This is a genomic window from Agrobacterium tumefaciens (assembly GCA_025560025.1).
GTDB lineage: Bacteria > Pseudomonadota > Alphaproteobacteria > Rhizobiales > Rhizobiaceae > Agrobacterium.
The window spans coordinates 848,821-861,721 of the sequence record CP048486.1 but is presented as its reverse complement, the minus strand read 5'-3'; the positions used below and the strand labels follow the sequence as shown (position 1 = coordinate 861,721).

General features: G+C 60.5%; 7 protein-coding genes and 2 tRNA genes. 8 read left to right on the top strand and 1 reads right to left on the bottom strand.

From position 1 onward, the window contains the following. The first annotated feature begins 148 nt into the window (after positions 1–148). Positions 149–1,345 carry a tRNA 2-thiouridine(34) synthase MnmA gene (mnmA, locus tag FY152_17955; GenBank protein ID UXS34040.1) on the top strand — a complete coding sequence of 399 codons (1,197 nt, stop codon included), beginning with the start codon at positions 149–151 and terminating at the stop codon, positions 1,343–1,345. A 136-nt stretch (positions 1,346–1,481) separates the two neighbouring features. Then, positions 1,482–1,558, top strand: a tRNA-Met gene (locus tag FY152_17950). Between the two features lie 832 nt (positions 1,559–2,390). Here the strand turns inward: FY152_17950 and FY152_17945 are convergent. Beyond that, a tRNA-Gly gene (locus tag FY152_17945) sits at positions 2,391–2,465 on the bottom strand. A 258-nt stretch (positions 2,466–2,723) separates the two neighbouring features. On the opposite strand from FY152_17945, the gene FY152_17940 reads away from it, so the two are divergent. From FY152_17940 to pbpC, 6 genes are all read left to right on the top strand, one after another. Continuing rightward, positions 2,724–3,233, top strand: a complete 510-nt coding sequence (locus tag FY152_17940) for a prolyl-tRNA synthetase associated domain-containing protein (protein ID UXS34039.1) — start codon at positions 2,724–2,726, stop codon at positions 3,231–3,233. A 54-nt stretch (positions 3,234–3,287) separates the two neighbouring features. Beyond that, on the top strand, positions 3,288–4,256 hold the full coding sequence (gene trxA, locus FY152_17935) for a thioredoxin (protein UXS34038.1): 969 nt from the start codon (positions 3,288–3,290) through the stop codon (positions 4,254–4,256). A 68-nt stretch (positions 4,257–4,324) separates the two neighbouring features. Next, the gene (locus tag FY152_17930; GenBank protein UXS34037.1) at positions 4,325–4,996 is read left to right on the top strand and encodes an LON peptidase substrate-binding domain-containing protein; all 672 of its coding nucleotides are present in this window, start codon (positions 4,325–4,327) and stop codon (positions 4,994–4,996) included. An 11-nt stretch (positions 4,997–5,007) separates the two neighbouring features. Beyond that, positions 5,008–5,196 carry a Trm112 family protein gene (locus FY152_17925; protein UXS34036.1) on the top strand — a complete coding sequence of 63 codons (189 nt, stop codon included), beginning with the start codon at positions 5,008–5,010 and terminating at the stop codon, positions 5,194–5,196. A 120-nt stretch (positions 5,197–5,316) separates the two neighbouring features. After that, on the top strand, positions 5,317–10,773 hold the full coding sequence (locus FY152_17920) for a tetratricopeptide repeat protein (GenBank protein ID UXS34035.1): 5,457 nt from the start codon (positions 5,317–5,319) through the stop codon (positions 10,771–10,773). Further along, on the top strand, positions 10,770–12,848 hold the full coding sequence (gene pbpC, locus FY152_17915; GenBank protein ID UXS34034.1) for a penicillin-binding protein 1C: 2,079 nt from the start codon (positions 10,770–10,772) through the stop codon (positions 12,846–12,848). The genes FY152_17920 and pbpC overlap by 4 nt, the downstream gene beginning before the upstream one ends. Positions 12,849–12,901 lie beyond the last annotated feature (53 nt).

Here is a 12,901-nt window from a genome sequence, read left to right as displayed (position 1 = left end):
CGTGCGCGGCCATTCCTTTCTATATGCAGCCCTTAAATCCGCAGGGTAGTGAGCCAGAACAGTCCGATTTTCGGCTGATGCTCACGTGGCGGATGACCGACAGGCGGCGGGGCCTTTACCCCCGTTATGACTGACGATGGGAAAAAACGTGAATACGCTCGATTTTGACAAGAGGCCGGAAGATACCCGGATCGTTGTCGCCATGTCCGGTGGCGTCGATTCTTCAGTGGTGGCCGGTATCCTCAAGCGCGAGGGCTATGATGTCCTCGGCATTACCCTCCAGCTTTATGATCATGGTGCGGCCGTGCACCGCGCCGGCTCCTGTTGCGCGGGGCAGGATATTGACGATGCGCGCAGGGTCTGCGAAACGCTCGGAATTCCCCACTATGTGCTGGATTACGAAGCGCGGTTCCGTGAGACCGTCATCAATCCCTTTGCCGAAGCCTATGCCATGGGTGAAACGCCGATCCCCTGCGTCGCCTGCAACCAGACGGTAAAATTTGCCGATCTGCTCGCCACGGCGCAGGAACTGGGCGCCGATGCGCTGGCAACCGGCCATTATATCCGTTCGCGCCCCAATCCCGTTTCCGGCCAGCCGGGGCGGCGTGCGCTCTATCGCCCGATCGATAGCGACCGTGACCAGAGCTGGTTCCTGTTTGCCACGACGCAGGAGCAGATCGACTATCTGCGCTTTCCGCTTGGCGGCCTCTCCAAGGCCGAAACACGGGCCCTTGCGGAAGATATGGGGCTTGTCGTCGCCAAGAAGGCCGATAGCCAGGACATCTGTTTTGTGCCGCAGGGCAAATATACCGATATCATCAACAAGCTGAAGCCGAATGCGGCATTGGCCGGTGATATCGTTCATCTGGACGGTCGCGTGCTCGGCCGCCACGATGGTATCGTGCATTATACCATCGGCCAGCGCCGGGGCATCGGTGTCGCGACCGGAGAGCCGCTCTATGTCGTGCATCTCGATGCTCGGGGCCGCCGGGTCATCGTCGGACCGCGTGAGGCGCTGGAAACCCGACGGGTATATCTGCGTGACATGAACTGGCTTGGCGATGGTGAGCTTGCAACGGATGCCGGGCAGGGCTTCGCCTGTTTCGCCAAGGTGCGGTCCACGCGCCCGCCGACGGAAGCGATCCTGCATGCCGATGAAAACGGTATCTATGTGGATCTGATGACCGGCGAGGCCGGCGTCGCCCCCGGTCAGGCCTGCGTGCTCTATTCCGCACCGGGCGCCGATGCCCGCGTTTATGGCGGCGGCTTCATCGAACGTTCGGAACGCTCGGTGGAAGCCGAGGCTTCGCTGAAGGCGCTTCTGGAAAAGCCGGCTGCCGCCTGAAACAGTTGGGTTTTTATCGCTCTCGTGGAAAGCGAATTTTTTGCGCATCATGCGCTTGACACTTTGGGGAGCGGCACCTTATAAGCCGCTCATCCTGATGGAGCGGACGGTCACATGGCTGTCACGTTTCCCCTGTGGCGGGGTAGCTCAGGTGGTTAGAGCAGCGGAATCATAATCCGCGTGTCGGGGGTTCAAGTCCCTCTCCCGCTACCATTTTCACCTAAAATCAAAAAAAGCCGGTTGGCGCATTCGCGTGCGCTTTTCACACTTCGAAGGCTGCAAGCGGCTCTGGCGTTGTGCTGGCCCATAGCCTGACGCCAAAAAAAGGGAAACCCGCCTGCTGTCAATGCAGCCGGCGGGTCTCAACCTCTACCCCCTCCCACAAGGGCGGGTGAACAAAAGCACATCGAATGAATTATGGCAAGATCATGGCGACCATATTGTTGCCGTTGATGGGCTTGTTCGCCAGTTTAGTGGCGGATGGCAGAGCGTGACCACTTCCGTGTGTCGCTCATAGGGCGACCGGTAGGATACGACATTCTCGCTGCAGCGCATTTCAGCGTGATTCGAATAGGCGCTTTGTATGGCGCGCTGCTTATAGTGTGTTTTGTACCGTGGAGCCTGATCATGGCTATATACGATCATGTCGGCGGCAAAAGATGCGGGCGGTGCTAAAAGGATCGCGAATGCGGCAATCAGGGCGCGGCTTTTGAGATGTGAGGACATGGGTTGTTTCCCCGGCGTTGATCGACACAAGAGAACGCCCCGTACGTTAAAGCTGTTCCAGGGCGTGTCGCATTTTTTCGTTGGCGACCCCAGCGCAAAAAAATGCCCGCTCGCGGCGGGCAATTCAGAGGGGAACTGAGGTTAGGAGCCTCGTGTGAGAAACGCTCGTTCTCTCCATAAGTTCCGCAGGCGCCGGCAATTTCGTGCCTGCTCGCGGAACGAAAACCATGACAACCCTGAACGCCGAACAACATGAATTGGTCCGGCCCGCGCAAAGCAAGGTGAGATATTTAAATGTAATATCTGTGGCTTGGAAATTTGGAGCGGGCGAAGGGATTTGAACCCTCGACCCCAACCTTGGCAAGGTTGTGCTCTACCCCTGAGCTACACCCGCTCAAATCCATCGGTCCGGGGTAGTAAGCTGAACCGTGGGCCGTCCGACTGGCGGCGACGGGCGCTATATCGCTCAATCGATTTTGGAATGCAACAGGGAAATGACAAAAACGCGAAAATTTCTTTGAGAAATGCGACAAGCGGCGGAAATGATTGAGAATTTTCGTCCCGTTCTATTTTCACGCGTTGCCAAGCCCGGGTGGCGCCCTTAATCATGGCGGCAAACATATCGGAATCGGCAAGGACAGGGCGGCAGGAAATGGTGGAAAATTCTCCGAAGACGGCAACGGATTTGTTCGCGTTTCTGGACGGGCTCGGCATTGCGCATACGACGAAGGCGCATGAGCCGGTCTACACCGTTGCCGAGTCCCAGTCCCTGCGTGATCTCATCCCGGGCGGTCATACGAAGAACCTTTTTGTAAAAGACAAAAAGGATCAGTATTTCGTTCTGACCGTCGAGGAAAATGCGGTCGTCGACCTGAAGAGCGTCCACAAGACGATTGGTGCTGCAAGCCGGGTGTCCTTTGGCAGACCGGAAAAAATGCTGGAATATCTGGGCGTCGTGCCGGGTTCCGTCACGGTTTTCGGCGCCATCAACGATGCCGGCGGGCAGGTTACCTTCGTGCTCGACAGCGCGCTCCTCGAAAACGAGCTGATCAATGGCCATCCGCTTTCCAACGACCAGACGACGACGATCGGAAACAGCGACCTCATTCGTTTTCTGGAGGCGACGGGTCATACGCCGCTTGTCTTGAAAGTCAGCGAGTGAGATACGATCTTTGCTTCAATTAAGACAATACGACAGAGATTACGGGAGACCGGCATGAGCGGCACGAACAATCCTTACGGCAGTTCCTATGGCGGGCAGATGTCCGGCAGCGCGCAATATAGCGGGGATCTGAACGGTGCATCCTCCGGCCATATCAAGGATACGACGACGGCCGCCTTCTCCAAGGATGTTCTCGAGGAATCGCGCCAACAGCCGGTTCTGGTGGATTTCTGGGCGCCATGGTGCGGTCCTTGCAAGCAGCTCACGCCGGTACTCGAAAAGGTCGTCAACGAGGCCAATGGCCGCGTGAAGCTCGTGAAGCTGAATATCGATGATCACCCATCCATTCCGGGCCAGCTCGGCATCCAGTCCATTCCAGCCATTGTTGCTTTCCTAGATGGCAGGCCTGTCGACGGCTTTATGGGGGCCGTGCCGGAAAGCCAGATCAAGCAATTCATCGACAAGATCGCCGGACCCGATGCGGGTGATCCGAAAGCGGAGATCGAAGCCGCTCTGGCCGAAGCGAAACAGCTTCTGGCGGATGGCGATTTTAACGGCGCGGCGCAGTTGTTTGGCGCCGTCATGCAGGCTGATCCGGAAAATCCGGCCGCGATTGCCGGTATCGCCGAATGCATGGTTGCTGCCGGTCAATATGAGCGGGCAAGCGAACTCCTCTCTTCTCTGCCGGCAGAGTTGGCCGAGGATGCGGGCATCCAGCTCGTCTCGAAAAAGATCGCGCAATATGAAGAAGCCCGCAAGATTGGCGACCCGGTGGCGCTGGAACGCGATATTGAGATCAATCCCGACCATTTCGAGGCGCGAGTGAAGCTCGCCAAGGTCCTGAACGCCCAGGGGCGACGCGACGAGGCGGCGGATCATCTGCTTTATGTCATGCGCAAGGACCGGACCTTCGACGATGACGGTGCGCGCCGCCAGCTTCTGGAGTTTTTCGAGGCCTGGGGCTTCAAGGACCCGGCAACAGTCGCCGGTCGCAGGAAGCTTTCGGCTATACTGTTTTCGTAATGCGGGCATATCCCGGCCTTGGCGGTTGATCCGCCGGCCGGGCAGCAGTGAACAGGGGGCTTGATCCCATGCATGTCGGAAATGCGAGATATGTGAAGAACGACGATCTGCCGGAAACCGTACCGGTGTTTCCATTGTCGGGCGCGCTGCTTTTGCCGGAAGGCCATCTTCCGCTCAATGTCTTCGAACCGCGATATCTCGCCATGATCGATATGGCACTGGCTGGCCACCGCGTCATCGGCATGGTGCAGCCGGCTCTTAACGTCATTGAGGCGGGGCTGGAGGGTGGTCCTCTCAGCGCCGTCGGGTGCCTTGGACGCATTACCTCCTTTTCCGAAACGGGTGACGGCCGTTACATCATTTCGCTCACCGGAGTATGCCGTTTCCGCCTGCTGGAAGAGGTGGATGCGGGCAAGCCCTATCGCAGTTTCCGCCATGCGCCTTTCATCGCCGATCTTTCCGGTGAATATGACGAGGAGGCGGTGGACCGCGAGAACCTGCTGCGGGTTTTCCGCGCGTTTCTCGATGCCAACCAGCTGGAGGCGGATTGGGAAAGCGTGGAAAGGGCGGGCAACCGCGTTCTCGTTAATTCGCTTTCCATGATGTCTCCTTTCGGGCCGGCCGAAAAACAGGCATTGCTGGAGGCGCCCGACCTGAAGACGCGGGCCGAAACATTGATCGCCATCACCGAAATCGTTCTTGCTCAAGGGTCGGGCGAGGGCGGCAACGTGCTGCAATAGGGGCCGCCGCCATGGACGACAGGATGAGCAATGTCGATCCGAAGCTGCTGGAGCTGCTGGTCTGCCCTTTGACGAAGGGGCGCCTTTCCTACGACCGGGCCCACAACGAGTTGATCTCCGAAAGTGCAAGGCTTGCCTACCCGATCCGCGACGGCGTGCCGATCATGCTGATTTCAGAAGCGCGCAAGATAGAAGACTAGTGCTGTCCGCCTCGCGTCCGCGACGCATTGTCATGTCGCAAGTTGACGATGATGCGTTGACAACCATGCGTGGATTTGACCAGAGTCCCGCCCGACATGTCTGTTGCGGGGAGAAAACTGATGTCGTTGCGCGCGCTCGTCCGGATCTCGTTGGTTGCGGTCTCAACCGCCATTGCTTTTCTTCCAGCCGTGGCAGCGGAGCCTTCCCGCAAGGTCGTCACCACCCAGAATGGTGATTATTTCGGTTTCGATCTCAGAACCGAACAGAATGTCTCCCTGGAGCAATGCGGCGAGATTTGCGTTGGTGACGCGGCTTGCAAGGCCTTCACCTACAATCCCAAGGTGAAATGGTGTTTCCTCAAGTCGGATTTCAATCAGCTGAATGCCTTTCCCGGCGCCGTTGCCGGCAAGATCGTGGAAGTGGCGGCTGAGGCCGATATCGGTGCGCCACAGCGCCTGTCCTTCGTAACGGACAGCCTGCAACAGGAGGCGCGGCGGCTGAAATCCGGCCTTGCGGCCAATGACGGCGAGGGCGGACAGGGCGTGGAAACGCTTGTGCAGACCGCACGGCAGCAGGCAGCGGCAGGCAATATTCCCGATGCGGTTACCACCTATAAACAGGCGCTCGCGATTACACCTGACGACGGCGCGCTCTGGGCGGAACTGTCGGAAAAGGCGGCGCAGGTCACCGATAATTATTCGATTGCCGGGCAGGCCGCGTCTGCCGCTATCAACGCCTATCAGCTGAGCCGCACGGTCAGCGCCCGCACCGAGGCCCTGAACCGGCTGGCGAAGGCTTTCGAACGAACCCAGAATTATCGCGCAGCACTCAATGCCTATAAGGAGAGCCTCGCGCTTACCGATGATGCGCAGACCAAGGCGACCTATGCCGATCTGCGCGCGCGGCAGGGTTTCCGCGTCATCAACAATACGGTGGATACCGATAGCGTCAGCCCGCGCGCCTGCGTGCAGTTTTCCGAACCGCTGGTGAAGAACGGTATCGATTATTCCTCCTTCATCACGTTGGATGGAACCGCACCCAAGGCCATCGAGGCCAAGGGCAGCGAGATTTGCGTCGAAGGGCTGACGCATGGCCAGCGTTACAAGATCGCGCTGCGCGCCGGTCTGCCCTCCTCGGTCGACGAGCCGCTGGAAAAACAGGTCGATCTCGATATTTACGTGCGTGACCGTGCCGCCAGCGTGCGCTTCACGGGTGAGAATTTCGTGCTGCCAGGCACTGCGCGGCGCGGCATTCCCATCGTCTCGGTCAATGCCGACAAGGCCGACCTGAAGCTTTACCGCGTCGGCGACCGCAACATCACTACGCTTCTCACCAACTCTCAATTTCTGACGCAGATGGACGGTTATAATGCCGACCGCATTGAAAACGAAATCGGCGAGCTGGTCTGGCAGGGCGCAATCGACATTCAGCCCGACCTCAACAAGGACGTGGTGACAAGCTTTCCGGTGGATGAGGCCCTGCCGGAGCGCAAGCCCGGCATCTATGTGCTGACCGCCGTGCCGCCGGGTACCGCGCCGGAAACCTGGGATTCCCGCGCCACGCAATGGTTCCTCGTATCCGACACCGGCATTACCACCTATGCCGGAACCGATGGCCTGAACGTCTTCGTCCGCGCCCTTGGCAGCGCCAAGCCGCTTGCGGACGTCGATTTGCAGCTGCTCGCCAAGAACAATGAAGTGCTCGGTATCGCAAAGACGGATGCGGATGGCAGGGCGGTGTTTTCCGCCGGCCTGATGCGCGGCACGGCGGCGCAGGCTCCCGCCATCCTGACGGCGCGCAATGGCGATAAGGATTATGTGTTCCTCGACATGACACGCGCCGGCTTCGATCTGTCGGACCGCGGTGTGACGGGACGTGCAGCACCCGGCGCCATCGATGTGTTCAGCTGGACCGAGCGCGGCATCTACCGCGCCGGCGAGACCGTCCATGCGGCGGCGCTGGCCCGTGATGTCGACGGAAAGGCGATTGAGGATCTGCCGCTCACCTTCATCTTCTCACGCCCTGACGGCGTCGAGGACCGGCGCTTCGTCAGCGACGGCAAGGCGCTGGGCGGCCATGCGGTCGACCTGCCGTTGCAGGCAAATGCCATGCGTGGCACCTGGACAGTGCGCATCCACACCGATCCGAAAACGTCGGCCATCAGCGAAAAGAGCTTTCTGGTCGATGATTTCGTGCCTGATCGCACCGAGTTCTATCTCTCCAGCAAGGCGAAACAAATCGATCCGGGCGCGGAAACGGTAATCGATGTCGATGGCCGGTATCTTTATGGCGCTCCCGCCGCCGGCCTCACGCTGGAAGGCGAAGTCGCCATCAAGCCGACGCGCACGAATGCGGATTTCGAAGGTTATTTCTTCGGTCTGGCCGATGAGGAAAGCGAAGAGGAAAATCGCACCGCGCTTGCCGATCTTCCGGCGCTGGACGAAGAAGGCAAGGCAAGCTTCAATGTCGACCTGACCGATCTGCCATCCACCACGCAGCTTCTCTCCGCCAACATCACCGTGCGCATGCGCGAGGCGGGTGGCCGCGCCGTGGAGCGCTCGCTGACACTGCCTATCAAGGCAGAAGCGCCTGTCATTGGCATCAAACCGCAATTTTCCGGTGACCTCGCCCAGAACTCCGTTGGCCGTTTCCACATCATCGGTGTTAGTGCCGACGGTGCCAAACAGGCGATGAGCGGCCTCAACTGGAAGCTCATCAAGGTCGAGCGGAACTATCAATGGTATCGTCAGGGCAATTCCTGGCGTTACGAGCCTGTGGAATATACCAAGCAGCAAGAGGCTGGCACCTTGTCCGTCGATGCCAATGGCGGCGAGATTTCCGTGCCTGTCACTTGGGGCCGCTACCGGCTGGAAGTGGAGGGCGCCGGCAATGGCGCGCCTGTCTCCAGCGTTGAGTTCGATGCCGGTTTTTATGTCGAGGCAAGCTCGACGGAGACACCGGATGCGCTGGAAATTGCCCTCGACAAGCAGAGCTACAAGATCGGCGATACGGCCAAACTCAAGGTTTCGTCGCGCTTTGCCGGCGAATTGATGATCACTTCCGGTTCGGAAAAGCTGATTGCCGTGCAGAATGCCGAGATCGGCGAGGATGGCGGCGAGATCGACATTCCTGTCACCGAGGAATGGGGTGCTGGCGCTTATGTCACGGCCACGCTGTTCCGTCCCGGCGATGCGCAGGAAAGCCGCATGCCGATGCGCGCCATCGGCATCAAGTGGCTTGCCGTCGATCCGGCCGAGCGCAAGCTTGCCGTCACGCTCGGCGCGCCGCAAAAGACATTGCCGCGCCAGCCGCTTGAAATCCCGATCAGCGTGGCCGGTGCGGGCGTGGGTGAAAAGGCCTATGCCATCGTTGCCGCGGTCGATGTCGGCATATTGAACCTCACCCGCTATGAGCCGCCGAAACCGGATGAATGGTATTTCGGCCAGCGCCGGCTGGGGCTGGAAATCCGCGACCTCTATGGCCGCCTGATCGACGGTTCGCTTGGCGCTACCGGTCGCCTGCGCACGGGCGGCGATGGCGGGGGCGCAGCACTTCAGGGCAGCCCACCCACCGAAAAGCTCGTGGCTTTCTTCGCCGGTCCGGTCGAACTCGATGCTGACGGCAAGGCGACGGTGAGCTTCGATATTCCTCAGTTCAACGGCACGGCCCGCATCATGGCGGTGGCCTGGACGAAGACGGGCGTGGGACATGCGGTCTCCGATGCCATTATTCGTGACCCCGTCGTGGTGACGGCCAGTGCACCGAAATTCCTCGCACCCGGTGACGTCTCGCAATTGCGGCTCGATATCGCCAATACCGATGGCGAGGCCGGCGATTACCGGCTGGATGTGACCAGTAATACGGCGCTGACGGTCGATCAGGGCGAGCTATCGCAGACATTGGCGCTTCAGAAAGGTGGAAAGTCCTCGCTGACCGTTCCGCTGACGGGCGAACAGCCCGGCAATGGTGCAATCACCATCAAGGTTTCCAATGCTGCCGGCATTTCGCTGGAGCAGGTTCTGAACATTCCGGTTCGCCCGGCCGTTCTGCCGGTTACGACGCGGCGTGAAATCAAGATTGCGCCCAATAGCAGCCTGACGATCAATGGCGATCTTCTGGCCGACAGCATGCTGCTCGGCTCTTCGGTCGCCGTTAACGTCACGCGTTCGCCCGCCTTCGATATTCCGGCGCTGGTGATGATGCTCGACAAATATCCTTACGGCTGCGCCGAGCAGACGACGAGCCGGGCCTTGCCGCTGCTCTATGTTTCGGAAATGACGAAGGATAGCGGAGTTGCGGAAGACCCTGATACCCGCAAACGGGTTCAGGAGGCGATCTACCGGGTACTGTCCTTCCAGTCGAGCTCCGGCAGTTTCGGCCTCTGGTCGCCCGGTTACGGCGATCTGTGGCTGGATGCCTATATCAGCGACTTCCTGACCCGCGCACGGGAACAGAAATACGATGTTCCCGAGGAGGCCATGGTGCAGGCGCTGAACAACCTGCAGAACGGTCTTTCCTATGACAGCAATGTCAAGGATCGCGGCAACGAGATCGCCTATTCGCTCTACGTGCTGGCGCGTAACCGCAAGGCGGCAATCAACGATCTGCGTTATTACGCGGATACGGCGCTTGCCGATTTCCCGACGCCGCTAGCCAAGGCACAGGTTGCCGCCGCCCTCTCGCTCTATGGCGATCAGGCTCGTTCGAAGACGGTGTTCGGCGCGTCGCTCGACATGGCAAGCCGCGCCACCAATGTCAGCTTCGCAAGGGCGGATTACGGTTCCGCGTTGCGCGACGGTGCCGCGACGCTGGCGCTTGCGGCGGAAAGCCGCCCGGTTCCGGCTGTCGTGCCGCAGCTTGCCGGTGCGGTGGCGAAGGAATGGGAAAAGAAGCCCTATACCAGCACCCAGGAACAGGCATGGATGCTGCTTGCCGCCCGCGCCGTCAAAGGCGAGGACAAGGATATCCGCCTCGATGTGAACGGTGATCTGCAGACCGGCGGCTTCGGCAAGCGGATGAGCGGCGATGAATTGCTGGCGGCTCCCCTGAAAATTGCCAATGCCTCGGCAGATCCGGTCACGGCCGTCGTCACCACGGTGGCGCCGCCTTCGCAGCCGCTTGCAGCCGGTGGCGAGGGCTTCACCATTACCCGCACCTATTATTCCATGGATGGCGAGGAGGTGAACCCGAGCGAGGTCACGCAAAACGAGCGTTATGTGGTGGCGCTGAATATCGTCCCGCAAAATAACTGGCAGTCACGCATTCTGGTGACGGACCTGTTGCCCTCCGGTTTTGAAATCGACAATCCGAGCCTAGTCAATTCGGCGGAACTGTCGAATTTCGACTGGCTGCCGGAAACGGAAGCGGCGCATACGGAATTCCGCTACGATCGTTTCGTGGCGGCCTTCGACCGCTCGGCCGGCGACAGTTCGGAGATTGCGCTCGCTTATGTGGTCCGCGCCGTTACCCCCGGCACCTATGATCATCCGGCAGCTTCGGTTGAAGATATGTACCGGCCGCAATTTGCCGCCCGCACGGCAACCGGCCGCATGGAGGTGCGCTCGGCAACCCCATGAGCCGGAAAAAGGCAATCATCGCAGGCATTGTGACGGTCGCGTTGCTTGTGGGCGGCGCGGCCTTCGGTCTCGATGCGCTGGACAAGGCCTATCCGCCGCCGCTTGAGGCTGCCCGGCAACGATCCTTCGAGGTGCTGGATCGCGACGGCCGGCTGCTGCGCGCCTTTTCGACACCGGATGGCCGCTGGCGGCTTAAAACCACGGCCGCCGAGGTTGACCCACAGTTCCTGCGCATGCTGGTGGCCTATGAGGACCAGCGCTTTTACGATCATCACGGTGTCGACCCCTGGGCGCTGCTGCGCTCCGGCTGGCAACTGGTGAGCAACGGCAGGATCGTTTCCGGCGCTTCGACGCTTTCCATGCAGGTGGCGCGGCTGATCGAACCGCGCGCCGACCGGTCGTTCTCGGCGAAATTCCTGCAGGCCGCACGTGCACTCCAGATCGAGAGACGGCTCAGCAAGGCGGAAATCCTCGATCTCTATCTTAACATCGCGCCCTATGGTGGCAATATCGAGGGCGTTCGCGCCGCAAGTCTCGCCTGGTTTGGCAAAGAGCCCGCCCGCCTGGACACGGCGGAGGCTGCCCTTCTGGTGGCGTTGCCGCAATTGCCCGAAAAGCGCCGCCCGGATCGTTTTCCGGCGGCGGCGAAGCAGGCGCGGGAGCGTGTCTTGCAACGGCTTGCCGTCGAGCGGGTGGTGGGTGAAGGGGAGGCGGAACGGGCGGCGCTTGCGGATGTGCCCTCCAACCGGCGAGATCTGCCTTCCTATGCGCCGCATATGGCCGTTGCCGCGCGGACCAAGTTTCCGAATGTCGCTGAAGCGCGTTCGACGCTGAAACTGCCGATCCAGCGGGAACTGGAAGCCGTTGCCCGCCATGCGGCGGAAAAGCTGGGAGACAAGGTGTCCGTCGCCATCGTCATGGCCGATGCGCAGACCGGAGATATTCTCGCCGAAGTCGGTTCGGCGGATTATCTCGATACGGCAAGGCGCGGTTTCGTGGAAATGAGCCGGGCCGTGCGCTCGCCGGGCTCCACCCTCAAGCCGTTCATTTATGGCCTCGCCTTCGAAGACGGTCTTGTCGGGCAGGAAACCATCATCGAGGATCGACCGGCCGATTTTTCCGGTTACCGGCCACGCAATTTCGATATGCATTATCAGGGCGATGTCAGCATCCGGCAGGCGCTGCAACTGTCGCTCAACGTGCCCGCCGTCAAGCTTCTGGATGCGGTCAGCCCGTCTGCGCTGATGGTGCGTTTCCGGCGGGTAGGGGTGAAGCTGGTGCTCCCCGCAAACGAAGCGCCGGGCCTCGCCATCGCGCTTGGCGGTGCCGGCATTTCGCTTGTTGATCTGGTGCAGCTTTATACGGGACTTGCCGGCAGTAGTGATCCCGTGCGGCTGGGTGACGGTATCCGTTCCTTCCCTGAACGACTGGGGGGCGACCGGCTGTTTTCCGATGCGGCAATCTGGAATATTACCGACATTCTCTCCGGCGTGCTGCCGCCGCTTGGCATGAAGCAGCGCGGCATCGCTTACAAAACCGGCACCAGCTATGGTTATCGCGATGCCTGGTCGGTGGGCTTTGACGGGCGGCATGTACTCGGGGTCTGGGTCGGGCGTGCCGACAACGGTGCTGTGCCCGGCATTGCCGGTTACGCGACCGCGGCCCCTATTCTGTTCGAGGCTTTCGAAAAATCCGGCGTGGCAATCACGCCGATGCCGGCGGCACCTTCCGGTGTCGCCCGCGTCGCCGTGAGCGACCTTCCCGCCAACCAGCGGCGTTTCACCCTGACCGCAAGCGGTCTCCTTTCCGCCTCGAGACGGGAAAGTGCCCCCCGCATCGTTTACCCGCCGGAAGGGGCAAGGGTCGAGCTTTCCAGCCAGTCGGGCATTTCGCCGCTGGTGCTGAAGCTGCAGGGTGGGCGTGCGCCCTTCCGCTGGCTCGCCAACGGCATGCCCCTGCCGGATGTCTCCCTTCGCCGCAACAGCGAATGGCGGCCGGAGGGTCAGGGATTTTCGACGCTGACGGTGATCGACGCCGATGGCCGCGCTTCGAGCGTGCGGGTGTTTATCGAGTGAGCGTTTAGAATACGACGGCGCGTCATGCCATCGCGGTAGCAACTCTTGACGAG